The sequence below is a fragment of the Mucilaginibacter terrae genome, assembly GCF_042679325.1.
In the GTDB taxonomy this organism is placed as follows: Bacteria; Bacteroidota; Bacteroidia; order Sphingobacteriales; family Sphingobacteriaceae; genus Mucilaginibacter; species Mucilaginibacter terrae.
In genome coordinates this window covers 342,132-368,184 of sequence record NZ_JBHTMJ010000011.1, presented here as the reverse complement: position 1 = coordinate 368,184, position 26,053 = coordinate 342,132, and the positions used below count along the sequence as shown (strand labels likewise).

Annotated in this window: 26 protein-coding genes; 16 read left to right on the top strand and 10 right to left on the bottom strand. The window is 42.9% G+C overall.

The genetic code is table 11. The features are described from left to right. Positions 1-2 precede the first annotated feature (2 nt). The 4 genes from araA to ACFQ3S_RS11190 form a co-directional block, all read right to left on the bottom strand. Complete coding sequence (gene araA / locus ACFQ3S_RS11205) at positions 3-1,502, bottom strand: L-arabinose isomerase (RefSeq protein WP_377164363.1); 1,500 nt, start codon at positions 1,500-1,502, stop codon at positions 3-5. Between the two features lie 96 nt (positions 1,503-1,598). Beyond that, the gene (locus tag ACFQ3S_RS11200) at positions 1,599-2,297 is read right to left on the bottom strand and encodes an L-ribulose-5-phosphate 4-epimerase (protein ID WP_377164361.1); all 699 of its coding nucleotides are present in this window, start codon (positions 2,295-2,297) and stop codon (positions 1,599-1,601) included. A gap of 131 nt (positions 2,298-2,428) precedes the next feature. Continuing rightward, a complete protein-coding gene (locus ACFQ3S_RS11195) occupies positions 2,429-4,102 on the bottom strand; it encodes a ribulokinase (RefSeq protein WP_377164359.1) in 1,674 nt (557 codons plus the stop codon). Positions 4,103-4,179: 77 nt separating this feature from the next. Further along, complete coding sequence (locus ACFQ3S_RS11190; RefSeq protein ID WP_377164357.1) at positions 4,180-4,887, bottom strand: NUDIX hydrolase; 708 nt, start codon at positions 4,885-4,887, stop codon at positions 4,180-4,182. A 213-nt stretch (positions 4,888-5,100) separates the two neighbouring features. Here ACFQ3S_RS11190 and ACFQ3S_RS11185 point away from each other — a divergent pair, with 213 nt between their 5' ends. The 9 genes from ACFQ3S_RS11185 (at position 5,101) to ACFQ3S_RS11145 (ending at position 14,589) form a co-directional block, all read left to right on the top strand. Continuing rightward, the gene (locus tag ACFQ3S_RS11185) at positions 5,101-5,940 is read left to right on the top strand and encodes a beta-1,6-N-acetylglucosaminyltransferase (protein WP_377164355.1); all 840 of its coding nucleotides are present in this window, start codon (positions 5,101-5,103) and stop codon (positions 5,938-5,940) included. A gap of 26 nt (positions 5,941-5,966) precedes the next feature. Further along, positions 5,967-6,341, top strand: coding sequence for a sugar 3,4-ketoisomerase (locus ACFQ3S_RS11180; protein WP_377164353.1), 375 nt, complete (start codon positions 5,967-5,969; stop codon positions 6,339-6,341). Further along, positions 6,338-7,423, top strand: a complete 1,086-nt coding sequence (locus tag ACFQ3S_RS11175) for a DegT/DnrJ/EryC1/StrS family aminotransferase (protein ID WP_377164351.1) — start codon at positions 6,338-6,340, stop codon at positions 7,421-7,423. The genes ACFQ3S_RS11180 and ACFQ3S_RS11175 overlap by 4 nt, the downstream gene beginning before the upstream one ends. Positions 7,424-7,581: 158 nt before the next feature. Further along, on the top strand, positions 7,582-8,310 hold the full coding sequence (locus ACFQ3S_RS11170; protein WP_377164349.1) for a TolC family protein: 729 nt from the start codon (positions 7,582-7,584) through the stop codon (positions 8,308-8,310). Beyond that, entirely contained in the window at positions 8,307-10,475 is a 2,169-nt protein-coding gene (locus tag ACFQ3S_RS11165; RefSeq protein ID WP_377164347.1) for an exopolysaccharide transport family protein, read from the top strand. Before ACFQ3S_RS11170 ends, ACFQ3S_RS11165 begins: the two co-directional genes overlap by 4 nt. A gap of 24 nt (positions 10,476-10,499) precedes the next feature. Next, positions 10,500-11,690: a glycosyltransferase gene (locus ACFQ3S_RS11160; RefSeq protein WP_377164345.1), complete on the top strand. Its 1,191-nt coding sequence runs from the start codon at positions 10,500-10,502 to the stop codon at positions 11,688-11,690. Further along, entirely contained in the window at positions 11,687-11,836 is a 150-nt protein-coding gene (locus ACFQ3S_RS11155; protein WP_377164343.1) for a hypothetical protein, read from the top strand. The genes ACFQ3S_RS11160 and ACFQ3S_RS11155 overlap by 4 nt, the downstream gene beginning before the upstream one ends. Before the next feature lie 3 nt (positions 11,837-11,839). Then, a complete protein-coding gene (locus tag ACFQ3S_RS11150; protein WP_377164341.1) occupies positions 11,840-13,363 on the top strand; it encodes an O-antigen ligase family protein in 1,524 nt (507 codons plus the stop codon). A gap of 5 nt (positions 13,364-13,368) precedes the next feature. Continuing rightward, positions 13,369-14,589: a glycosyltransferase gene (locus ACFQ3S_RS11145; protein WP_377164339.1), complete on the top strand. Its 1,221-nt coding sequence runs from the start codon at positions 13,369-13,371 to the stop codon at positions 14,587-14,589. On the opposite strand, the gene ACFQ3S_RS11140 is transcribed toward ACFQ3S_RS11145, so the two are convergent. After that, positions 14,561-15,328: a glycosyltransferase family 2 protein gene (locus ACFQ3S_RS11140; RefSeq protein ID WP_377164337.1), complete on the bottom strand. Its 768-nt coding sequence runs from the start codon at positions 15,326-15,328 to the stop codon at positions 14,561-14,563. The two genes, ACFQ3S_RS11145 and ACFQ3S_RS11140, sit on opposite strands and share 29 nt — an antisense overlap. Positions 15,329-15,463: 135 nt before the next feature. After that, positions 15,464-16,255, bottom strand: coding sequence for a glycosyltransferase (locus ACFQ3S_RS11135; RefSeq protein ID WP_377164335.1), 792 nt, complete (start codon positions 16,253-16,255; stop codon positions 15,464-15,466). A gap of 80 nt (positions 16,256-16,335) precedes the next feature. Between ACFQ3S_RS11135 and ACFQ3S_RS11130 the strand changes: the two genes are divergently transcribed. Next, the gene (locus ACFQ3S_RS11130; RefSeq protein WP_377164333.1) at positions 16,336-17,691 is read left to right on the top strand and encodes a lipopolysaccharide biosynthesis protein; all 1,356 of its coding nucleotides are present in this window, start codon (positions 16,336-16,338) and stop codon (positions 17,689-17,691) included. A gap of 61 nt (positions 17,692-17,752) precedes the next feature. Beyond that, positions 17,753-18,622, top strand: a complete 870-nt coding sequence (locus ACFQ3S_RS11125; RefSeq protein WP_377164331.1) for a beta-1,6-N-acetylglucosaminyltransferase — start codon at positions 17,753-17,755, stop codon at positions 18,620-18,622. On the opposite strand, the gene ACFQ3S_RS11120 is transcribed toward ACFQ3S_RS11125, so the two are convergent. The 4 genes from ACFQ3S_RS11120 to ACFQ3S_RS11105 are packed head-to-tail and all read right to left on the bottom strand — an operon-like array spanning position 18,614 to position 21,158. Further along, positions 18,614-19,126, bottom strand: a complete 513-nt coding sequence (locus ACFQ3S_RS11120) for an ATP-binding protein (protein ID WP_377164329.1) — start codon at positions 19,124-19,126, stop codon at positions 18,614-18,616. The two genes, ACFQ3S_RS11125 and ACFQ3S_RS11120, sit on opposite strands and share 9 nt — an antisense overlap. 4 nt (positions 19,127-19,130) lie before the next feature. After that, positions 19,131-19,469, bottom strand: coding sequence for an STAS domain-containing protein (locus tag ACFQ3S_RS11115; protein ID WP_377164327.1), 339 nt, complete (start codon positions 19,467-19,469; stop codon positions 19,131-19,133). Beyond that, complete coding sequence (locus ACFQ3S_RS11110; RefSeq protein ID WP_377164325.1) at positions 19,462-20,610, bottom strand: SpoIIE family protein phosphatase; 1,149 nt, start codon at positions 20,608-20,610, stop codon at positions 19,462-19,464. Before ACFQ3S_RS11110 ends, ACFQ3S_RS11115 begins: the two co-directional genes overlap by 8 nt. After that, positions 20,610-21,158 (bottom strand): hypothetical protein, encoded by a 549-nt coding sequence (locus ACFQ3S_RS11105; protein ID WP_377164323.1) that lies wholly within the window; start codon positions 21,156-21,158, stop codon positions 20,610-20,612. The genes ACFQ3S_RS11110 and ACFQ3S_RS11105 overlap by 1 nt, the downstream gene beginning before the upstream one ends. Positions 21,159-21,217: 59 nt before the next feature. Here ACFQ3S_RS11105 and ACFQ3S_RS11100 point away from each other — a divergent pair, with 59 nt between their 5' ends. From ACFQ3S_RS11100 to ACFQ3S_RS11080, 5 genes are all read left to right on the top strand, one after another. After that, positions 21,218-22,135: a glycosyltransferase family 2 protein gene (locus tag ACFQ3S_RS11100; protein ID WP_377164321.1), complete on the top strand. Its 918-nt coding sequence runs from the start codon at positions 21,218-21,220 to the stop codon at positions 22,133-22,135. 3 nt (positions 22,136-22,138) lie between these two features. Beyond that, positions 22,139-23,308: a glycosyltransferase family 2 protein gene (locus tag ACFQ3S_RS11095; protein WP_377164319.1), complete on the top strand. Its 1,170-nt coding sequence runs from the start codon at positions 22,139-22,141 to the stop codon at positions 23,306-23,308. Positions 23,309-23,446: 138 nt separating this feature from the next. Beyond that, on the top strand, positions 23,447-24,061 hold the full coding sequence (locus ACFQ3S_RS11090) for an acyltransferase (RefSeq protein ID WP_377164317.1): 615 nt from the start codon (positions 23,447-23,449) through the stop codon (positions 24,059-24,061). 34 nt (positions 24,062-24,095) lie between these two features. Next, on the top strand, positions 24,096-25,244 hold the full coding sequence (locus ACFQ3S_RS11085; protein WP_377164315.1) for a helix-turn-helix domain-containing protein: 1,149 nt from the start codon (positions 24,096-24,098) through the stop codon (positions 25,242-25,244). A 62-nt stretch (positions 25,245-25,306) separates the two neighbouring features. After that, positions 25,307-25,966 (top strand): hypothetical protein, encoded by a 660-nt coding sequence (locus ACFQ3S_RS11080; RefSeq protein ID WP_377164313.1) that lies wholly within the window; start codon positions 25,307-25,309, stop codon positions 25,964-25,966. The last annotated feature ends 87 nt before the right edge of the window (positions 25,967-26,053 follow it).

The window sequence follows — 26,053 nt, the reverse complement described above, 5'->3', positions numbered from 1 at the left end:
GCTTACTTAATTAACTTATAGTAAGCATCGTTCCAGGCAATCTCTTTCTGGAACTCGCGCAGCTTAGTCTCTTTACCAATTAATAAGTATTCGATACCGGCCATTTCGGCAAAGGCATGTAAATGCTCATCGGTTAAGTTTTGGCTGTAGCAGGTATGGTGCGCACCACCGGCGTAGATCCAGGCTGCACAACCGGCTTTCATATCCGGGTATGGTTTCCATAACACACGGGCCACAGGCAGGTTAGGCAGGTCGTTCTCCGGTTCTACGGCTTCTACCTCGTTCACAATCATACGGAAACGGTTACCCATATCCACAATTGACGCATTCAGGGCTTGTCCGCCGGCTACGTTAAACACCAAACGCACAGGATCGGCCTTACCGCCAATACCTAACGGGTGCACTTCCACCTTTGGTTTACCGGTAGCAATAGCCGGATCAACCTCCAGCATGTGCGAACCTAATACCATAGAATTAGCTCCATCAAAATGGTAAGTATAGTCTTCCATAAAGGCGTTACCACCCGGTAAACCTGCACCCATTACTTTCATGGCACGTACCAAAGCAGCCGTTTTCCAATCGCCTTCACCGGCAAAACCGTAACCTTCGGCCATTAAGCGTTGCGCGCCAATGCCCGGTAACTGTACCATGCCGTGCAGGTCTTCAAATGTATCGCTAAAGCCTTTGAAGCCGCCTTGCGTTAAAAATGTACGCAAGCCCACTTCAATTTTAGCAGCCTCAATTAAACTCTGATGCTGATCGCCACCTTTTTGCAAGGAAGCAGCCACATCATACAGATCGTGGTATTCGGCAATTTGCTGATCAATCAGCGAATAATCCAAAGCGTTAATTACGCTTACCAAATCGCCAATACCATAAGAGTTAACCGAGAAACCAAATTGCAGTTCGGCTTCTACCTTGTCGCCATCGGTAACGGCTACATAACGCATGTTATCGCCAAAACGGGCGAATTTAGCACCTTGCCAATCGTGCCAACCGGCGGCTGCACGAGCCCAGGCACTCAGTTCCGAAGCAACTGCTTCTTCCTGCCAATGGCCTACCACTACCTTGCGTCGCAGGCGCATACGGCTCACCATAAAACCAAACTCACGGTCGCCGTGAGCGCTCTGGTTCAGGTTCATAAAGTCCATATCAATACTACTCCAAGGAATTTGACTGTTGTATTGCGTATGCAGGTGCAGTATAGGTTTCTTTAAGATACTTAACCCACGGATCCACATTTTTGCGGGCGAAAACGTGTGCATCCAGGTAATTAAACCGATACAGTTTTTGGCGTTATTGGCCTCCTGTACCAGGCTGTAAATCTCTTCGGATGATTTTACGGTCGGTTTAAAAACCACGGTAACGGGCACCTGTGGCGTATTATTTAAACCACGGGCAATTTCCTGCGAATGCTCAGCTACCTTTTTTAGTGTATCCTCGCCATACAAATCCTGGCTACCGGTTACAAACCATACTTCTAATTCTTTTAAATTTATCATTGTTAATTTTGAATAGTTAAATTGTTGATTGGTTGAGTAGTTGATTGGTTGAGCTAACATATCACTATTTAACTACTCAACCAATCAACCACTCACTTAACTCTGTCCATAATACGAATCCGGTCCGTGTTTGCGCTCGTAGTGCTTACTGATGAGTGCTTTTTTTAAACGGGGTGCGCTTGGGTTTATTTGCTCGGTGAGCAGGGCCATTTTGGCTATAGCTTCTAACACGGCGCTGTTGTGTACTGCTTTGGCGGCAGTTTTTCCCCAGCTAAAAGGCGCATGGTTGCCTACCAATACCATTTCCACTTCTTTATAATCCAGCCCTTTTTCCCGGAACACGTCCATGATCTGAAAACCGGTTTGGTATTCATAATCACCTTCAATGTAGGCATCTATCATAGGCGGAGCGCAGGGAATATCTACTGTGGTATAATCGGCATGGGTGGTGCCAAAAATGGGAATATCGCGTTGTGATTGTGCCCAGGCCGTGCCATAAGTGGAGTGCGTATGGCAAACACCACCTACACTTGGTCCCCAGTTTTTATATAAAACCGCGTGGGTCTTGGTATCCGACGATGGACGCAGATCGCCATGTTTGGTGTTACCATCAAAATCAACGATTACCATTTTTTCGGGCGACAGATCCTCATAAGGTACACCGCTGGGTTTAATAGCGAAAACGCCCAGGTTATGGTCGGCCGCGCTCACGTTGCCGAAGGTAAAGATCACCAGCCCTAACTTGGGCAGTTCCATATTAGCCTCGTAAGCGGCTTGTTGTATGTGTTCGTACATTGTTTGATTTCGGATTTCGAATGTTCAATTTCGAATTTAGGTTGTCTGAATCTGAATTTACTGAATTAGTGAATTTTCAGAATTAACAGGGACAAGCATTCAGATCATCCTTAAATTCTGTAAATTCTGATTCAGACTAATGTTTCAGTAAACGCCCCCAGCGTTAAATATTGCTGATAGCGTTTGTTATAAAACTCCGTATTGCCATTTTCGGGGAAGTACTCCACATCGAAACCACCGCCCATGGCAGCCATGGCATCTTCCACTTTAGGATAAATGCCGGCTACGGTTGCCGCAAACATGGCGGCACCTAAGGCACAGGTATGTTCAAACTGGTGAATGCGGATGGGCATTTGCAATACATCGGCCATCATTTGCATAATGTAGGGCGATTTTTTAGCCACACCGCCAATACCTATAATACCTTCAACCGGTACACCCTCGCTGCGGAAACGTTCCACAATGTTACGGGCACCAAAGCAGGTAGCCTCGGCCAGCGCACGAAAAACGCGCGGGGCATCGCTGCCCAAACCTAAACCGGTAATAGTACCTTTTAATAGCTGGTTAGCATCAGGCGTACGACGGCCGTTAAACCAATCGATAGCCAGTTCAGCTTTTTCATCTAAAGGTAAAGCTGCCGCTTGCTTGCTCAGTTCAGGAATAATCTTGCCGATCATTTCTTCTTTCAAGGCCTCTAATGTTTGTACATCAACTACGGCCGATGAGCTTAGCAGGTTTTGAAGCGGCCAGGCAATCAGGTTTTTAAACCAGGCATAGGTATCGCCAAAGGCCGACTGACCAGCTTCTAAGCCAGCCATACCCGGTATAACCGAGCCATCAACCTGTCCGCAAATACCTTTTACCAGCTTGCCGTCCATATCGCGGTTAGGTGCAACCAAAATATCGCAGGTAGAGGTACCCATTACCTTGCTCAGGTAATACGGTTCAATTTGCCCGCCAACGGCACCCATGTGGGCATCAAACGCGCCTACACCAACCTGTACATCTGTGCTCAGGCCTAAACGCTCAGCCCATTCAGCACAAAGGTTTCCGGCCGATACATCGGAAGTGTAAGTGTCTTTATATAAACGGTCGGTAAAACCATCCAATAGCGGATCTAAAGATTTAAAGAAATCGTTAGGTGGCAAACCGCCAAACTCTTCGGCCCAAAGGGCTTTATGCCCGGCCGAGCAGCGACCGCGTTTCATATCGTCGGCATTGGTACCGCCGGTTAACAGGAACGGAATCCAATCGCAATGCTCTACCCACGAGTAGGTAGCGGCACGTACTGTTTCGTCAACACGAATGATGTGCAGCAGCTTGGCCCAAAACCACTCCGATGAATATATTCCACCCACGTATTGCAGGTAATTGGTCTCAAACTTAGTGGCATGTTCGTTAATTTCGGCAGCTTCTTTGGTGGAAGTATGATCTTTCCATAAAACAAACATGGCGTTAGGCTGCTCTGCAAATTCGGGCAGCATGGCTAACGGCACGCCTTCTTTATTTACAGCTACCGGGGTAGAACCGGTGGTATCAACCGCTATGGCTTTTACCTGCGCGGCTACATCGGCACCGGCTTTGGTTAAACAGTTTTTGATGGTTTGCTCCAACCCTTCGGTATAATCTAACGGGTGTTGGCGAAACTGGTTTTGTGCGGCGTTACAGTATAATTGTTTTTGCCAGCGCGGATAATAAAATACCGAAGAGGCTACTTCTTTACCATCTGCAGCGTTCACAATTACCGAGCGAACAGAGTCGGAACCGTAGTCGACGCCTATTACATATTGAGGTTTATCAGTCATGGTTTATTATTAAACGTTATAATGACGTTTAATAGCTTGTAAATGTAAACTTCTAAACTTTCAATGCAAAAAAATTCTTATAAAAATTGCAAGTGCTCGGGCGTAATAATCAAGCTGAAGATCTTGTACAGGTTATCGTTATACTTGGCTTTGTCCAGGGTATAATAAAATGCCCCTTTTTTAGAACCTAATTTATCCTTCTCATCCAGTTTAATCAACAAACCGGTAGAAAGCAGCTTACGGCTGAAGTTGCGTTTATCAAAATTCACCTCGTAAATAGCATCGTACATACTCTGAATTTGCGGCAGGGTAAATTTTTCGGGTAGCAGTTCAAAAACTACCGGGTGCAGGGCGGCTTTGTATTGCAGTCTTTTTTTAGCCTGTTCTACCATCATATCATGATCGAAGATCAGCTTAGGTACCTTTTGTATCGGAAACCACTCGGCATGATAATGCGTACTTAACTGCTGCTTATACATGGCAATATCAATTAAAGCGAAATAGGCAATGCTAATAGTACGCTCGGTGGTATCGCGTTGTACCTCCCCAAAAGCGGCCAGCTGCTCCAGGTACACGCCGCTAAGGCCAGTCAAACTGTGCAAAATACGTGTAGCCGCCGCGTCAACGCCTTCGTCTTCGTTTACGTACCCACCCATTAAACTCCATTTATGCAGTTCGGGGGTAAAGCCGCGCTGTATGAGCAGTAACTTTAAATCGGTACCGTCGAAGCCAAAAACTATACAATCTATAGCAACAGCAATTTTAGGCGTCTTGTTAATTTTCATGTGTATGTAGTAACCGTAGCGAATGTAACCATTTGAATAAACATAAAAAATCAACAGCTCACCAAAACCTGTTGTATAAACTTATCGTATTTCATATAACATGCAATGTGTAAATTATATTTCAAATTGAAATACTGGCACGATATTTTACCCTAACACCCCAAAATATACCTGCCTATGCAAAAAATTGCAAGTCGGGGTCCGATCTGATATATGAGAATAGCACATTTAATACTTACCTACACCAACCCGCATTTAACCGAGCGTTTAATTTTATGTTTAACCCACACTCAGTTTGATTTCTACATTCACGTTGATAAAAAATTCAGTATCGATCCGTATCTGTACCTGCAAAAATACCCCAATGTGTACTTTATTAAAAATAGGGAAGATGTACGCTGGGCTGGTTATAATACTATAAAAGCCACGTTTAAGTGTATTAAAGAAATAGTGGGTTCGGGCATAACGTATGATTATATTAATTTCTTAAGCGGGCAGGATTACCCCATTAAATCGGCCGAATATATGCTCGCCTTTTTTGAGCAAAACAAGGGCAAGCAATTTATAGAGTTTCAAAGTATTGAAAAACAATGGATTGAAGCTCAGCCACGCATTACTAAATACCACTTCACTAACTTTACATTTAAAGGCCGTCACCGTGTAGAATGGCTGGTAAACCTGTTAACACCTAAGCGCAAACTTCCGCAAAACCTGGAGCCTTACGGTAAAGCCATGTTTTGGATGATGAACCCCGAACGCGCCATGTATGTGGTTAACTATGTAGAAAGCAATCCACAACTCGAAAGGTTTTTCCTGTTTACCTGGGGGAGCGATGAGTTTGTTTTTCAAACTATTTTAATGAATTCGCCGTATAAAGATGAACTGGTGAACAATGATTTCCGTTATATCGACTGGTCGGCAGGAGGGTCGCACCCTAAAGTATTAGATATGACGGACCTGGATCATTTACGCCATACCAACGATTTGTTTGCCCGCAAGGTGAACGCCGAAAAGAGCGGTAAGCTGCTGGATGCGCTTGATGAGATCATTTAACTTACTTTGTTCACCCTTGTACATTTATGGCTTATATAATAAATATACCTACTTTTAGTGATGAACGCGGTAACCTTACCGTATTAGACGAGGCTATTCCCTTCCAGATCAAACGTTTATTTTACATTTACGGCGTCGATAATTCGGCCCGCGGGGGGCACAGGCACCATCAAACCACACAGGCTGCTATTTGCATACAGGGCAGTTGCACCATTATTAACCACGATGGTAAAACCCTGGAACATATTGAACTCGATGAGCCTAAAAAATGCCTGATCCTGGAAACAAAAGACTGGCATATTATGACCAACTTTAGTCCCGATGCTATTTTACTGGTATTGGCAAATACCAATTTCGACGCGAACGATTATATTTTTGATCCATACCCCGAAACAGCATGATAGCCTATGAAAATTTGCTGGAGCTGAATAAACCTTTTGAGGAGAGTTTTAAAGAGCAATTCAACAATATTTTAAATTCGGGCTGGTATATTTTAGGCCAAAGCGTAGCTGCTTTTGAGCAGCAGTTTGCCAGCTGGAACCAATCGGCTTGTTGTATTGGCGTAGCTAACGGACTGGATGCACTAACCATGGCACTCAAAGTCTTTGATTTTGAGCCCGGCAGCGAGGTCATTGTACCGTCTAACACCTATATTGCTACCATACTGGCTATCCTCAATAATAACCTTAAACCTGTTTTAGTTGAGCCCGATATTCGCACCTACAACATCGACCCTCAATTAATAGAGCAGGCTATTACCCCACGCACCAAAGCTTTAATGGTAGTACACCTTTATGGCAAAAGCTGTAACATGGAAGCCATTATGACTATTAAAAACAAGCACGGTTTAGTGTTGGTAGAAGACTGTGCCCAATCTCACGGGGCTGCATTTAACAAACAAAAAACCGGCACCTTTGGCGAGTTTGGTGCTTTTAGCTTTTACCCAACAAAAAACCTGGGCGCATTGGGTGATGCCGGCGCGTTAACAACCAACCATAACCAGCTGGCCGGTGTTATGAGGCAAATGCGTAATTACGGCTCCAGCAAAAAGTACTATAATGAGCGTATTGGCCTTAACTCACGCCTGGATGAGTTACAGGCCGCTTTTTTGAGCATTAAGCTAAAAGCACTTAATGATATTAATAACCACAAACGTAATTTGGCCGGGCTGTACCTTCAAAACCTGAAGGCCGATTATATATTGCCGGTATTACAGGAAGGCTATGAAGATGTGTATCACATATTCAATATCCGGCACCCTAAACGCGATGAGCTAAAGGCTTTTCTACTTAAAAACGGAATAGGAACAGAGATACATTACCCTATACCGCCGCACGAGCAAAACGCCATGCAGCATGTGTTGCAGGGTAAAAACTACCCTATTGCAAAGGAAATACATGAAACTACACTAAGCTTACCTTGCTCGTATTGGCATACCGATGGGCAAATTAGCCAGGTAATTGAAAAGCTAAACGCGTTTTAACGCAGCGATAATGCATTTGCATGGATTAACTGATGTTAAAAATCACTAAAATGCTAACAATATAAACCACAATATTAATTTTGACGTATAAAGGTATTTTAAGTACTTTGACCATTCAACCGGCTTAGTATAGCACCCTGACCATTTGATAAAAATTAATGAACAGAACTTATACCATTGTTGTTGTTTTATTGCTTGCCGTGTTTGCTGTGCCACAAGGCCTCAAAGCCCAAAACACGATCATTAATGATATTTCTGAACCTTATGTAGACAAACTTATTAATACGGCAAAATTAAATTATCCGCATATTAAATCGTTAGATAGCCGCTTGACCGTGGCTAAAAACAATGTAAGCCGCTCCAAAATATCTTACCTGGATGCCTTAACATTTTCATACGTTTACCAGCCCAGCACTACGCTTAACTTAAATACGTTACAACCCGGCACAACCGATGGCTCTGTTGGCACTAATAACCGTACAAGCCTGTTCAGCGGTACGCAGTTTGGTTTGTTTTTTAACTTAGGCTCCTACTTGCAAAAGCCTTACGCAGTTAAACAGGCCAAACAGGAGTTGAGTATTGCCAATAACGAGATACAGGAGTACTTGCTAACCCTAACTACCCAGGTTAAAAAGCGCTATTATATGTATGTGCAAAAATTAGCCGCCCTCAAACTACAGTCTCAGGCTGCAATAGATGGCGAAAGTGTGCTGAAAGATATTAAATACAGGTTTGAAAAAGGTGAAGAAACGTTAGATACTTACACTAAAGCCCGCATTAACCAAACCCAGCAAAACCAGGCTAAAATTACTGCCGAAGCTGATCTGTTTATGGCTAAGGCAGACCTGGAAGAGTTGTTGGGCGAAAAATTAGAAAATATTAAATGATAGATTTAAGTACATTTTTTAAGGTTTTACTGCGGCATAAGTTCACGCTGATCATTATTCCGCTGGTAACGGTAATCATTACTTATTTTTTGGTTCGTAACCAGCCCGATACTTATTTGTCAAGTGCTAACATAGCTACTGGTATTGTGGATCAAACGCAAAAAACCCTTAACCCGGAAGCTGGCTTTTTGCAGGATGCCCAGGTGAGCCAGGAGTTTGGTAACCTGATGGCTATGATGCGATCTAAAAATATACTCGATCAGCTTTCGTACCAACTCATTATTCATGACCTGAGCAGCAAAACACCTTTCCGCAAACCTAGTAAAACTTTTTTATCATTAAACAAAGAGGCCAAGGCACATGCCCTGAAAAGCTATAACGAATTTTACAAAAAACGCCAACCCTTATCGCTTTACAACCCCGACCAGCGGGGCTTGCATGATCTGCTGGTTTCTATGCGGTACGATGACCAGTCGCTGCTGCAAAAACTAACCATTTACCGCGATGGGAACAGCGATTTTTTGTTCGTGCAGTTCGAATCGGAAGACCCTAACATGTCGGCTTTAGTGGTGAACAGCCTGTGTCAGGACTTTATTAGTTATTACGCTAATATGGTAAAAGCCAACCAGCAAAAAGCAGTTAACTTTTACCGCGACCTATCCAAAGACAAAAAAGACACGCTGGACAAACGAATGGTGGAATTAAAGAACTACAAAATAAAGAACCAGGTACTTAACCTGAGCGAACAAGCCACCTCTTTATACGCCCAAATTTCGGACTTTGAAACCCGCCGTCAACAGGCCGAAAAAGATGCCGTTGCCTATAAATCGGCCATTAATAATATCGACAACCAGTTTGACCCGGCCGACCGCCGCTACCTCGAAAGCTCGATGGTGCGCATTAACCAGCAGGTGATAGCTACCCGCGCACAGTTGGAAAGCATCAATAACGAGTACATACAAAGCGGCTTCAACCCCGATTATACGCCGCGTGTGGATTCCCTAACCCGTGTTTTAGCCGGCCAAATCAACCGGGCATCCGATAAATATATTGTTAACCCTATGGTGGGTAAGCAATCGCTCATTACACAAAAACTGACTATGCAGGTGCAATATGACCTGTCTAAAAGCAGCCAGGGTTCTATTGAACGCGAACTGGTGCGCCTTAACGACCGCCTTAAACGGTTGGTACCGCATGAGGCCGTGGTACAGGCCAATGAAAGCGCCATTCAAATTGCGCAGGACGAGTACATGGATATATTGAATAAGTATAACCAAACCCGCCTGCAATCGAACTTTGCCGTGGCTTTGCGCCAAATTGAAACCGCCATGCCGGGCGGCGCACAGCCTTCTAAAAAAATGCTGCTGGTGATCATCAGTGGGGTAATAGCCGTTATATTTTGCGTACTGGTGTTGTTTGTAGTGTTTTACCTCGATAATACCATTAAAAACCCGCGCGAACTGGCCAATGCCACCAAAACACCGGTATTGGGCTACCTGCACAAACTCAGCGGGTCTACGCTCGATCTCAGGAAAATATGGATGGACGACCAGGGTAACGAGGAACACAAGCATTTTAGAAACCTGATCCAATCCATCAGGTACGAGATTGACAGCGAATTACATGGCTCCAAAACCATACTGGTAAATAGCCTGGCGCAGGATGAAGGGAAAACCTTTTTGGCTCTTAATTTGGCTTACGCTTATTCATTAGTTAACAAAAAAGTATTATTAATTGACGGGGATTTTACCCGGCCCGATATTACCGCCGCTGTTAAAACAAGTGATTACCTGGAAGATTATTTCGGCTGCCACTTGCCCGATAACCATTTCGAGCCAAAATCCGTAATAACTACCTTAGGCAATAAGGGCCGCGATGTATCCTTGTTTCAGTTAGGTACCGAGGCCGATGTGAAGCACGAATTTCAGCAGTTTAAGCACACCTTTGATATTATTATTATTGAAGCACCTGCGTTAAGTACCCTCAACAAATCAAAAGAGTGGGTTAATGTTGCCGATAAGATAGTAACCGTGATGAAAGCCGGTCAGAGTATTAAGGATTATAAAAAGCTGCACATCAATTACCTGAAAGGCTTAAACGACCAGTTTATAGGATGGGTGTTAAACGAGGTGGATAAGAGCCAGATCCCTAAAGGGCAGCAATAAGCGTATCTATAAAAACACTTTTACATGGCAGTGATTAACGCGATATGGATTTTGTTTCAGGTACTGATTGGGTATAACCTGATATTGCCTATACTGCTATACCTATTATACAGCGTTAAAAAGCATAAAGAGTTATTAATGAGTGCCCCTGCCGAAGCCGACTATGCTATTATAGTAACCGCATACGAGTGGGTAACCGCCATACCCGAGGTGGTAAACTCCCTGCTTAAACTCAACTACAGCAATTATTTAATTTATGTAGTGGCCGATAAATGCGACATCAGTAGCCTGCATTTTGATGATGAACGGGTGATTATATTACGCCCCGAAGAAACGCTGGCCGGTAACGTACGCTCACACTTTTATGCTATAAACCGCTTTAAACGCGCGCATGAAAGGTTAACTATTATAGATAGCGATAACCTGGTAGAGCCCGAATACCTTAACGAACTCAACAAACTCTTTAACCTGGGCTTTGAAGCCGTACAAGGCATTCGCGAAGCCAAAAACCTGGATACCACGTATGCCTGCTTAGATGCCGCCCGTGATATATACTACCATTTTTACGATGGTAAGATATTGTTCAGCGTGGGCTCATCGGCAACGCTGGCGGGTTCGGGTATGGCCTTTACTACGCAGCTTTACCGCAGTTGCCTGGAACATTTAGATGTAAGCGGTGCTGGTTTTGATAAAGTATTGCAGGCGGGCATATTAAGCCAAAACAAACGCATAGCATTTACTGGCAAAGCCATCGTATGGGACGAAAAAACCACCCACTCCGACCAGTTGGTTAAACAACGCGCCCGCTGGATTAATACCTGGTTTAAATACTTTGGCTACGGGTTTACGCTGTTATTGAAATCGGTTAAAAACTTTAGTTTGAACCAGTTTTTGTTCGGGTTGATATTGCTGCGACCACCGCTGTTTATATTTTTAATATTAGCGGTATTGTGCATGCTGGTTAACGTTTTCATCAGCTGGTTTGGTGTTGCCTTATGGTTGGTAGGCTTTTTACTGTTTGTGCTGGGCTTTTACTTAGCACTGGCTAAATCAGATACCGATAAACGCATTTACCAGTCGCTGGTAAACATCCCCAAGTTCATTTATTTCCAGATCATATCGCTGGTGAGATCGCGCAAGGCCAACCAGTATTCGGTAGCTACCAGGGGTGCGCAAAGTACAGAAACAGATCAAACCAAACCGGAGCAACCATGAGGATAGAACCATCGGACAAAGCACTGCGTGATTACAAACCCGATCCGTCTGTACAAAAAAAGATAGACCAAATCACCCGTATAGTAGCAATTGTAGTCGCATTTTTGAGCACGTTCTTTTTCTTTATCAAGATATTGTTTATGTAAGATATGGATTTTCAGGCAACCATACCAGGCAGTAAAACGGGCGGCAGCATCAGGCAGCGGCTGGTTCGGCTGTTCCTGATAGATAAGCTGAGGAGTCCGGTTGGTATTACGTTACTGCTTGGCGCGGCTGCTGTTATTGCCATGGGTACCGCTAAAATGGGCCTGCCCTTTGGCATATTGCTGCTGGTAGGTTTAGGTGTTTTACCATTGCTTAACGCCATTGTAAACTATCCTAAGTTCGGCATCATTCTGCAATTGATTATGGCCTACTTCCTGTTTATGTTAGGCCGTATCGGAGTACCGGGGCCTATCGGTACGCTAATGGACGGCATACAGGCATTGTTGTTGTTGGGATTAATTGTACAAATAAAGAACAACGGCAACAATTGGGAATTTTTTAAAAGTCCGGTTACTACCGTCCTCTTAATTTGGCTTGGTTATAATATTTTAGAATTTGGTAATCCCTGGGCCGAATCGCGCATGGCCTGGATGTACACCATACGTACGGTGGGAATTGTGTTGCTGGGGTACTTTGTGCATTTATATAATATTCGCTCCATCAACTACATCCGTACGCTGTTTAAGCTTTGGCTGTTCATGAGCTTAATAGCTGCATTATACGCTTACAAGCAGGAGTTCATCGGTTTTTCGGATGCGGAGGAAGCCTACCTCCACTCCGATCCGGCTATTGCATCCCTCTTATTCATTGCCGGTCACTGGCGTAAGTTCTCTACCTTTTCCGACCCTGTTTCGTTTTCTTACAACATGGTAATGCCTACCATTTTATGTATCTGTTTAATAGCAGGCAAAATGAAGCTTTGGAAAAAAGCAGTACTGGCCATATTAGCGGCGCTGTATATGTCGTCGATGTTGTTTTCGGGTACGCGTGGGGCTAACGTGCTTTTGCCGGCTGCTTTACTGCTGTTCGCCATCTTAAATTACAGTAAAAAGGTGCTCATTTTTACCTGTATTGCCGCGGTATTTTTGCTGATCCTGATCAATATACCTACAGGCAATGCCAATATCCAGCGTTTTCAAACGGCTTTCCGCCCTAATAATGACGACTCTTACAACCTCCGTAAGCAAAACCAGAAACGCATCCAGCCTTATATATTAACCCACCCTATGGGCGGCGGCCTGGGTGCCACCGGCGATTGGGGTAAAAAGTTTGCGCCGGGTTCTATGTTATCCCGCTTTCCGCCCGATAGTGGCTACATTAGGGTAGCGGTTGAAGAAGGCTGGTTAGGGTTACTTTTATTTTGTACTATGATGTTTGTGATCCTTAAAAAAGGCATCAACAACTATTACCAGATGAAAGACCCGGAACTAAAAAACTATTGCCTGGCCATGACGTTAGTAGTATTTGCGTACAATATTGCTAACTTTCCGCAGGAGGCTCTGGTGCAGTACCCGTCCAATGTTTTCTTTTACCTCGAAGTGGCTTTAATTGAGATTACCTACAGGTTGGATATGGCAAAGCAAAAAGAAACCGTACCCGTACAATCTTTTAACACATCTACCGTATAAGCAGTATGAGCAGCATGCCTATCATTCAAAATAAGGATATTGTTATTGTAGGGCAGCAGCCCTGGGATGTAGAGATTGGTAGTAACTGTAAAAACATTGCGCTCGAACTTAGTAAGCATAACCGGGTGCTATATGTTAATTCTCCGTTAGACCGGATTACCCTGCTCCGCCATAAAAACCAAAGTAATATAAAAAAACGACTGGAGGTTATTAAAGGAGATACTAACGGCCTCATACGCCTGCAAGAAAACCTCTGGAATTTGTACCCCGATGAGATCATTGAATCGGTTAACTGGATTAAGAACAACACCGTTTATAAAGTTCTAAATAAATTGAACAACAAACGTTTTGCCCGCACTATTGGTAAAGCCGTTAAGCAATTAGGCTTTACCAATTATGTACTGTTTAACGATAATGATATGTTCAGGAGTTTTTACCTGAAAGAATTGCTGAAACCTGCCGTAAGCATTTATTATTCACGTGATTTTATGCTGGCGGTAGACTACTGGAAACTGCACGGCACCACCATGGAGCCTGAACTGATTGCCAAAAGCGATTTGTGTGTGGCTAACTCTACTTACCTGGCTAATTATTGTGGCAAGTACAATCCTAATTCGTTTTACGTGGGCCAGGGTTGCGATCTGGAAACCTTTACCGGGTACAATCAGCAACAGCCAGCGCCTAAAGATATGGTTAAGATAGGCAAACCGGTTATTGGCTATGTGGGCGCATTACAAAGTATTCGTTTGGATATGGAGATCTTGAAATATATTGCCCAGCAACGACCCGACTGGAGCATTGTACTGGTTGGCCCCGAAGACGGTGAGTTTCAGAAAAGCGACCTGCACAGTATCCCTAACATTCATTTTTTGGGCGGCAAAAACCCCGACCTTTTACCGGCTTATATCAGTTCGTTTGATGTTTGTTTAAACCCGCAAATAGTGAACCAGGTTACCATTGGTAATTATCCGCGTAAAATTGACGAGTATTTAGCTATGGGCAAACCTACCGTAGCTACCCGCACCGAAGCCATGAGCGCCTTTGCCGATCATGTTTATTTGGGTGATACCAAAGAAGATTACTTGCACCTAATAGAACTGGCCTTAACCGAAAACAGCGAAGCCCTGCAACAGGAACGCATCCGCTTTGCGGGTACCCATACCTGGACCAATAATGTGGCCGAAATTTACGCCGCTATTAAAAAAGTACTTCCCACGTATGCTTAACATTGCGGTATAAGCCGCGAACGATAACTATTAACGGGTTATTGCTTTGTTTTAAGTCGCTTCGTGTGGCCGTCATAGTGCTGGGTTCATCATTCGAGTTAACCTGATCGAACAAGCCTTTAAAATCTTCATAGAACATAGCCTTGCCTTTCTTTTTAATGAACGACAAATTCATTAAAAACTCGGTACGGTCGCCTTTTAATCCTTCTGCATAACGGCCAAATTTCTCGAAAAACGAAGTGCGCCGCAAATGCGGATGATCGCTGTACACATGAAACTTGCGGTAACCCGGATACCAGATCTTAAATACCATTTCTGAGAAACCATTGCGGTAAGGCTTTAAATACGGGTATTTAAAGTAAGCGTAAAAACGCATCAGATCAACATCTGCACGTTCATCCATAATACCCAATGCATCGGCCAGGTGCTCACCATAACCTGCAAACGGGTCGAAGTCCTCCTGTACATATAAGGTGTAGGCGGTATTCACGGCATCTTGTCCCTTATTGATATTGTTACCCAAGCCACCATTCTTAACCGCCGTAATCAACCGGAAATTATATGTAGGTGCCATCTGCTTTAAGCGTTTTACCTGCTCCGGCTTACTGCCATCGTCGGATACCACAATGTCTCCAAACTCAATTTCCTGTTTTTGAAAAGCCTGCAACAAACGTTCGAGCGATTGGCTGCGGTTGTAGTGGGTAACTAATAAGGTAATAGATGGGAACTCGGTTGGCATACAGTAATATATTGGTTTTTTTAAATTCCCCTCCCTGGAGGGGGTGAGATGGACTTGTGCGTTGCAGGGGTGGGTCTCATTACAAAGCTACCACAGCGTAGCCCCCCGCCCCCCCTCCCAATAAGAGAGTACAAGCTACTTTTTATACAGTACATCATACGTCCAGCGGGCTAATTTAATTTGCAGGTATATAAAACGCGCGGCCAATGCTAAGGGGTTTTTGCTTTCGCGCCAGCCGGCCCGGTTCATGGTGCTGGGTTCATCGCTCGAATTTTTTTGGTAAAACAGGTTGTTAAAGTTCTCGAAGAACAAACCCCGCCCTTTGTGCTGAATAAAGGCTTTGGCCATGCGGTATTCGGTAATATCACCTTTTATCCCTTCAGCATAACGCCCAAATTTTTGAAAAAATGTGGTACGCCGTAAATGCGGATGATCGCTGTAAACATAAAACTTCAAATGATTATTAGCCCACAGCTGCGGCTTAAAAACCATTTCGGCAAAGCCCTTACCGTACGGCTTGGTGTATGGGTAACAGAAGTAAGCGTAAAAACGGGCTATGTCCAAACCGGCATCGGCCTGCATGTAATTAAAAGCATCTTTAAAATGCTGTATGAATGCGGGCTTAGGTTCAAAATCTTCCTGCACGTATAACGTGTAAGAAGTGGTAACCGCATCCTGACCTTTGTTGATATTATTACCCAAACCCTTATTTTGCGGTGTGGTAACCAGGTTGTAATGATATACACTTTGTAATTCTTTTAACCGGTTTACATGTTCGGGCTTACTGCCATCATCCGATACCACTATTCCACCAAAACTAATGTTTTGCTGCTGAAACGTTTGCAATAAACGCTCGAGCGACTGGCTGCGGTTATAATGTGTAACTAATAGGGTAACTTCTGGAAAGGTATTTACGTTTACATCCATAATTTAAGCTAATATGCTAATAATGTGCCGAATTTGTACGGGCATTATTGTTGTTTAGTTTGCCGTAAGTTGTACGTGATATGTGGCCGAAAGTTATTACCCTGGTTAAAAACAAGCATTTTCTCTCGCTGGCGGGCAACATCATTATGTCGGGCCTGTCATTAGTAACCATGATAATCCTCTATCATGCGTTATCCTTGAGCGATGCTGGCATCTGGGTGTTTTTTCAATCGGTTTTAATTTTGGCCGAAACTTTCCGTTCGGGTTTTATTACCACCGCTTTTATTAAATTTTATGCAGGAGCCAATCCACAGCGCATGGCCGAAGTGGCCGGTTCGGCCTGGTTAATAGGCCTGGTTATTACCGGGATATTACTGCTGTTTAATATACCTGCGTATCTGTTTATTCCGTATATTAAAGATGAAAGCCTGGTGCTGTTTGTTAAATGGGCGGGAATCAGTTACCTACTATCGCTTCCGTGGTTTATGGCAACCTGCGTATTACAGGGCAGGCAACAGTTTGATAAGCTGTTATATGTTCGTTTTGTTAACCAGGTAACTTTTATGGGTGGTGTAGTATTGCTATTATTTACAAGTACAATAGATGTTTTAGGAGTACTGTATATGTACCTGGCATCAAACCTCATTACCAGTTGTTTTGCACTGGCTATGGGCTTTACAGGTATTTGTTGTATAGCGCACCGTACCAAAAATGGTATTACCGAACTCATTAACTTTGGTAAATTCACCGTAGGCACTACGTTTATATCTAACCTGTTTCGAGCTTCCGATACATTTATCATCAACTTTATACTAAACAAGCAGGCGGTAGCCATTTATAATTTAGGGCAAACGCTCATGCAGCTGGTCGAAATTCCGCTGCGCAGTTTTGCCGCCACCGGTATGCCCGAATTATCGGCTGCTTATAACCAAAATAACCGTTCGTACGTAATAAACGTCATGAAAAAATATACTGGTACTTTAACCGTAATACTGGTACCAGCAGTTATATTGGGTTGTATTTTTGCCGATTTGCCTATTTATATAATTGGCGGTAATAAATACGCAGGTACCGAAGCTGCTAATGTGTTCCGGCTGTTTTTAACGTTTGCCCTGCTTTACCCGGCCGACCGCTTTTTTGCGCTTACGCTTGATGTGATCCATCATCCTAAGGTTAACTTTTATAAGGTGCTGGTAATGCTGGCAGCTAACATCGTTTTCGATTGCCTGGGTGTTTATTTATTAGGCAGTATATATGGTATTGCCATTGCTACTCTTTTTCCGGTTTTAATAGGTACATTTATAGGGTATAAAGCCTTAAACCGCTACTATCCGTTTAGCTTAACCAGTATTTATACTACCGGTTATAAACAGTTAAGCTTGTGGTTTCAGCATAATAAAAAACACGCGGGCAAACCGTTCGTACACTTGCAGTAAGCAAATAAGCAACTTAAAATTTATCATTGTAATAATAACCGGCACTATACCAATATTTTATATGAAAATAGCGCATTTGATATTAGCCCACAATAACCCCCGCCAACTAGAAAAGCTGGTTAGGCGGCTAATTTATGCGGATGATGCGGTTTATATTCACCTGGACAAAAAAGCACCCATTGACCAATACACCTATTTAAAAAGTATTGGTAATGTGTATTTTGTTACCAACCGGGTAAAGGTAACCTGGGGGGCCAACAGTATTGTAGGAGCCACCATTAACGGTTTTCAACAAATTATAAATACCGGCATAGCCTATGATTATGTAAACCTACTAAGCGGGAGCGATTACCCTTTGCAAAAGCCCGACCAAGTTCATGCTTTTTTTAGCCAAAACATGGGCAAGGTGTTTATGAGTTACATGCCTATATTAGATGAATGGCAGGAAGCTATAGCGCGCATTACCTGTTACCATTTCACCGATTTTAGTTTTACAGGCAGGTTTATTTTACAAAGGCTGGTGAACAAAATTTTACCTAAACGCACCATGCCCAACAACCTAATACCGGTAGGGCATTCGCAATGGTTTACCGTGCCTACGCCGTGCATTCAATATATATTAGATTACTGGAAGCAAAATGCCAATTTCAGGCGTTTTATTAAACTCACCTGGGGACCCGATGAGTTTGTTTTTCAAACCATTTTATACAACTCCCCCTACCAGGATCAAATGGTGAACGATAATTTAAGATTGATTGACTGGAGCGCAGGTGGAGCAAGCCCTAAAACTTTCACCATGGCCGATAAGGAAGCTTTGCTACAATCGGACAAATTATTTGCCCGTAAGTTTGACTTAGACCAGCATGCAGATATTATGATGCTCATAGACCAAGGGAAGCTTGATAATCAAAATGAGCTGGTATCAGCCTAATTTTATTTTTGCACTAAACAGGTTATCGTTTTCCTGGTATTCGTAAATAAACTCATCAGCGGCTTTGGTAATAATCAACAACCCTAAATGTTCGGTAAGCAGGCTCACATCCACGGTATCAGCTAAATTTTCTTCACAATAAAAGCGGATCCGCGTATCATTCTCTTTAACGGCGTAAAGCAGGTGCATAGCATCCGAGCTTAACATTACCTGTGTATTGCACTTTTGCAATTGGCTGTTCAAATCAAAAGGCTTACCGGCATCTGATTTAATAATTATAAGTTCGCTACTGTGCAAATGGAGCTGAAGTTCGGTTTGTTGGGTACCCGAATGCTTTACCGCATTATTCAGTAATTCGGTTACAATAATCTTAACTTTAAAAAGCAAGTCGCTATTATGATGGTACTGCAATAACATAGCCGAAAGTTCATGGAGCACATGGCGGGTAAAGCCGGTTATATTTTGAGGCTGATTATTAAACTCCAATGTTTTAGCCGATACCATAAGCCTATGCTATTGCATTTAGCGCATCCTGTTCGGTGGCGTAAATTTTAAATACCTTGTCCAGTCGTATCAGTTTCAACAGGTCTTCAATATCTTTTTGCAGGCCCAGTAAAACCACATCGCATTGCATGGTAATAGCGTGTTTGAGAGAAGCCACCAGCGCTCCTAAAAATGAACTGTCTACATAGGTTACGGTTTGCAGGTTCAGCCAAACACTACTCTTTTTCAGGTTTAAAAGTGCTATCAGTTCGTCCTTAAATTGGTCGGAATGGTTAAGATTAGCTTCGGTAAGGTTTACGGTTACTAATAAATAGCTGGCTCCTTCTTTAACAACTTTAAGCATAAGGTACGGGTTTATAAATACAAATAATGCTGCTATCGTCAACCAAAGTGGTCGATTGCTGCTCTAAATTACGCTTAAATTCTTGAAATGTTTGCCCGCTGTGCAAGTGCGCTGTTAGCTTAGCGGCAAATAAATTATAATCGCTCTTGCTGCCATCAGTAGCGGCAATATCAATTAACCCATCGGTAAACATAAATAACAGGTCGCCCTCGGCTAAATTAATTTCCTGATCGGTGTAATTGCCGTTGGGTGTTAAACCCAACAATAAGCCCGATGAGCCCACCTGGTTAAGTTGCAACGAACGGGCACTATAATGCAATAAAGGCAAATCTCCGGCACCGGTGTACCTAAGCTGCCCGGTTTGTTTATCTATACAGATGAGCGATACACTCGATAATATACCTTGCAGACCATCATCGTTGTAAATTACCTCATTTATTTTTTGCAGGATAGCCGGACCCGTATTATCCTCCCCCGATGCGCTAAAGCGTATTGCTGCCCTAATGTAACTCAAATAAGTAAAAGTATAAAACCAGGCCTTCCACTTTTTACCCATTACATCACCCAATACAATAAACAGGTGACGGTTTGCGGTATCAATAAAATCTATAAAATCCCCGCCGGGTATATCCTGGTAATCGTGATGCCAAAAATCAATGCTGATACCGGCAACCTGCGGAGCCTTAGCTGGTACGGCTTTAATATTTAGCGCGGCTACCGTCTTTTTAATTTCTGTTTCGGAGAGTTCCCGCTGCTTGTTTACCGTATGCAGCAGGTTATTAATTTTAGCAATAATAACCTCAACCGGGGTATCTTTTATTACATAATCAATGGCTTGCAGATGGAGCCCGGTGTACATTACCTTTTCATCATCAAAACCGGTTAAAAACATAAAAGGAATATCTTTCAGGTTCTCAACTGCTAACACACTGCGCCTAAACTCCAACCCATTCATTTCCGGCATATCATAGTCCGAAACAATCACATCGGGCGTATGACATTGCATATAGATTAATGCCTCATGAGCCGAATGGGCCACTTGGCAGGTAAAGCCTGCTTTTGTAAATGCCTGGCCCAGCAGTTTTAAAAACAGCGGATTGTCATCAACCAATAATATATTTTTTGAATTAATAGCTGCCATTATTGATCTGTGCTGAATTGTTTGTAAACCGATTTTACCAGCAAATAAATGCCGGTTAATATAATGAGCAGCGATATTACATCCATCAGCGTAACCCCATCTTGCGGGTTAAAATAAAAAATGGTGAACATTTCAAAGTAAGGGGGGGCCGGCATAATAATCATAGCAAAGCCCAGCATAATCAATACCAGGCTAATTAAAATCAAAAAAAACTTGGAGATCCGTTCGCCGCGTAAATACTTTTTCGACATGGTACTATCTACCTGGTGGCTGGCCAGCATTACGGTAAACTCATCCAGCATATTGGCACGGTTGGCAGTACCCTCAACATCTATGTGTTTAAATGCATTAAGCTGGTCGCGGTAAGTGCCGGCTTTATCGAGCGCGTTGTTCATACGCAAGCGTATCTGCTTTACCTTTTCGCTGTCAATTTCACTTTTGGCCAGCAGGCTCACCAGTTCGTCCAGTTTGTGATCAATAGCAGCTTGTTTATGGGTTACCTGCTGCAATTGCTCCACTTCTTTTTTTATATTTTCGTGCTTACTCAAATTAAAGTGATAATTTCATCCACCAAACTTTTAAGGTGCTAAATCCGTAAACCTCATTAATGAAAACGGTCTCTATCATTACGGTCAATTATAATCAAAGTTACATCACCGAGCAACTATTGGCTTCGGTTTATGCCAACAACAGGTATGCGGCTACAGAGATTATTGTGGTTGATAACGCCAGCAAAGATAATCCTGTACCGGTATGGCAAGTACAATACCCCGATATTACCTTTATACGTTCGGAAACTAATTTGGGTTTTGCAGGCGGTAATAACTTGGGCGTTAAAGAAGCCAGCGGCGATTATTTATTTTTTGTAAATAACGATACCGAGTTTACCCAAGAACTGGTAGAAAGCCTGGTAGCCATAATGGATGAAAACCCGGGCGTAGGCATGGTATCACCTAAAATAAGGTATTTTGACCAGCCCACGGTGCTACAATATGCAGGCTTTACTAACATGAACTATTATACCATGCGCAACCGCTGTATAGGGCAATTTGAGGTGGATAACGGGCAGTACAATAATAATACCGGCCCAACAGGCTATATACACGGTGCCGCCATGATGGTGCGCCGCGATGCTATTGTAAAGGCGGGTTTAATGGCAGAGAACTTTTTTTTATATTATGAGGAAATGGACTGGAACGATCATATTAAACGTGCCGGTTACCAGGTATGGCTAGAACCTAAGGCGTTGATTTATCATAAAGAATCGGTTTCGGTAGGGCGCGTGAGCGGCTTAAAAGAATATTTTATGAACCGTAACCGCTTGCTGTTCATCAGGCGTAATGCGCCATCGGCATTAACCATTATGATATTTTACAATTATTTTATATGGGTGGTTACGCCGCGCAACATTATCAATTATCTGCGTAAAGGTAATAAAGGGTTTTCTGCACTACTGCTTAGGGCCATTTGGTGGAACTTAACCCACGATAAAAACAGCACCAATTTAGGTTACCCGCTTAATTAATGTATGGAAGTATTACTCTGGATTAGCCTGTTTATTGTTTTTTATGCCTTTTTTGGGTATGGCGTACTGCTGTTTATCATCATTAAAATTAAACGTAAGCTGCATGGCTTGCCGGTTATACCGGTGGTTGATGCAGCCGACCTGCCTACCTGCAGCCTGGTTATAGCTGCTTATAATGAGGAAGGCTTTATCCTCGAAAAAATAAAGAATACGCTTGAACTGGAATACCCTGCCGGTAAATTGGAATTTATTTTTATTACCGATGGATCGACCGACCGTACGCCCGAACTGATAGCCGCATACCCTCAAATTAGGCTGATGCACTCTACCGACCGTAGGGGCAAAATTGCGGCCGTACACCGGGCTATGGATACTGTTACCACCGAGGTAGTGGTATTTACCGATGCCAATACTTACCTCAACCCCGATGCCTTACTCAAAATCTGCCGCCATTATGCCGATGCCCGTATAGGTGCCGTAGCCGGCGAAAAACGCATACAAATTGATGCGGCTGCCGATGCCACCGCTGGCGAGGGTTTTTACTGGAAATACGAATCGAAACTAAAAGCCTGGGATGCCGAACTATACTCTGTAGTAGGTGCCGCGGGCGAGTTATTCAGCATCCGTACTGCCTTGTACCAGCCGGTATCGCCTAATGCCATTCTGGATGACTTTATGATCTCCTTATTAGTAGCGCAGGATGGGTACCGGGTACTATATGAACCTGAGGCCTATGCTACCGAAACTTCCTCAGCAAATGTAAAAGAAGAATTGAAACGTAAAATCCGCATTGCAGCCGGGGGCATACAATCTATAGTTTGGTTAAAAAGTCTGCTTAACCCATTCCGCCAGCCATTACTTACATTTCAATATGTTAGCCATAGAGTTTTACGGTGGACAGTAACACCATTTTTAATGATATTGGCCTTATTACTTAACATAGTAATTGTAGTTACAGGGGGCAGCATGCTATACCATATTTTGCTGATAGGCCAGTTGGCCTTTTACATAGCCTCATTGGCTGGCTGGCTGCTGGAACGCCGGGAAATTAAAGTGAAGATTTTATTCATACCCTACTATTTTTGCATGATGAATTACGCGGTAATCCGTGGTATTTTTCGCTATTTAGCCGGTGGGCAAAGTGCGGCCTGGGAAAAATCGAAGAGGAAGTAGCCCCTCTTAAACCCTCCCCGGGAGAGAGGGCTTTTAAATCGCTTGGTAAGTGACCCACCCCTGCCCCGCACACGTTTCCACCGCACCCCCTCCGAGGAGGGGAAGTATAAAACAAAAAAAGTAAAAACAATCAAGCGTATGTCGCTTAAAGAGAAAATAAAAAACAACCCCTCGCTTAAAAAACTGGTTCACTGGATGCTGATACCCAGCGGTGAGGCTATGCCCAGGCTTTGGGTAAAATTGCTGGTCAACCCTTTTTTGCATAAACGGGGCAGCGGCTCTAAAGTACGCTGGCGCACGCGCATGGATGTATTGCCGTTTAACCGTTTTGAGTTGGGCAAAAATTCGACCATTGAAGATTTTTGCACTATTAATAACGGCGTAGGCGATGTGCTGATAGGCGACAATAGCCTGATAGGCATGAGCAATGTAATTATTGGCCCGGTAACTATTGGTAACGATGTAATAATGGCTCAAAACATTGTAGTAAGCGCCCTCAACCACGAATACCGCGATGTAAACATGCCCATACGTGCGCAAAAAATATTAACTTCCCCTATTATAATTGAGAATGATTGCTGGATAGCCGCCAACGCGGTAATTATATCGGGTGTAACCATTGGCAAACATAGCGTAGTTGCCGCCAGCGCGGTGGTTACCAAGAGCATACCGCCCTTTTCTATTGCGGCAGGTAATCCTGCTAAAATCATAAAGCGGTATGATTTTGAACTGAAAGATTGGGTGAGCGTTTAAACTTTAGTAGCATTTTACTTTAATTATTGTACACATGCTGCTCAGATCATTCATACTAACCGGTGCTGTAAACGGCCTGTTCTTTATATTGCTTTTGTTAACCAAGGAGCGAAGATCGGGTGCGGATAAGCTTTTATCTTTTTGGATGGGTTTGATTGCAGTGCAGTTGTTCTTCTATTATGATAATCTGTTTGCACAACCTGTACTACCAATTAATTTTCAAATACCATTTTTTGCTACACCATTAATTAGTTCGGCAGTATTATACTTTTACATAAAACAACTCGCGTTTGGTGAGCCATTTAACTGGAAATCCAAACTGATCCACCTGCTGCCTTACCTGCTCTTTAACTTGGGGTGTTTCTATATATATTATACAGGCAAAAATGCTTTAGTATTGGCAAACGGTTTTCCGCATTTTAGCAGTGGCGTTAATAAATCGATGACATACATTTTAACCGGCTTACTGGCTTTAATACCAGGTTATTATAGTTTTGCTGCACTTTTTTTACTGTTGAAGTATCAAAAAGTGTTACCCGACAATTACTCCTTTACAGAAAGAATTAGCTTAAACTGGCTTAAATGGATGGTTATAGCATTGCTTACCCTTTTTACAGGTTTATTTATTTTAATAAAATATGGCAGAAGCTTAGGCTGGGTAGATCATCAAAACTTATTTGCGGTAGTGGGTGCTATATTAACCTTGTACGTTTTTTTTATTGGCTTTTTAGGATTTCGTCAACAGAGTTTTAATAAGGCGGATGTTCAAAGCCTGCCTGTTACAGTGGAAGAACCATTATCAAGCTATAAAAATTCGGGGTTGAATGAAGCGCGTTTGGAAGAACTTTATAATATTTTGGTTTTACACATGGTGCAACAGCAGCCCTATCTGGAAGATACTTTGACCCTGCGAACGTTGGCTATGCAATTGAATATAACGCCAAACCAGTTATCGCAGGTCATCAACCAGAAAACAGAATCTAACTTTTTTACCTTTATTAACAGCTATAGGGTTGAGGAGGTTAAGACAAAGTTGACAGACCCGGCTATGGCACATTACTCTATTTTGAGTATCGCTTTCGATTGCGGGTTCAGATCAAAATCTGCCTTTAATAAAATTTTTAAAGAAGCAACCGGGCTTACCCCTGCCGAGTATCAAAACACGGCAAATAACAAAGTATAGGTCTTTCCCTACCTTTCAAGACGACAGCAGGCCATTAAACAAGTTTCTTTGAATTAAAAAACATGGAAACATTTTTATCTGTACATCAAATTAACATCCTCATACATGTTGCATCGGGGTCTTTAGCTTTACTTACAGGACTGATTATCCTCTTCGTCAACAAAGGAAAAAACGCTCATCGCTTGCTGGGTAAGGTCTTTCTGGTACTCATGTGCATTACCATAGTTACCGGCCTTGTTGGCGTATTAGTATTCGGGCGAAATACCTTTTTATTAGTGATTACCATACTTAGTGGCTACATGGCCTTTTCAGGCTATAGGGCAGTAAAGTACAAATCAAACAAACCACGATTTTTAGACATTGCGGTTGTCTTAATTGCAATTGGTTCGGTCGCCTACTTCCTTTACTTTTTTAAGTCGATAGGGATGATATGGTCGCCGGTAATTATTTACAGCACAGTTGGGTACCTAATAATGATGGTGGTATATGACCTAACCAGATATCTCTTATCAACTCAGCTTTACGCCAAACTTTGGATGCATGAGCATATCTTAAAAATGATAAGCGCCTTTAGCGGGTTACTGTCAGCATTTGCAGGTACGGTTTTTTCGGATTACCAACCCTATAGCCAGTTTCTGCCATCGGTTTTAGGAACGTTAATAGCCATTGGCTTTATGATAGCCTACCAAACCAGTAAACAGAAAAGCATTCTTATTAATTAACTAATTTGTAGTTCCGATTTATAATAAATGATAAAAGCCACCCCGCACAGGATGGCTTTCAATAGTATGATCTCTTATTTTTGTCTC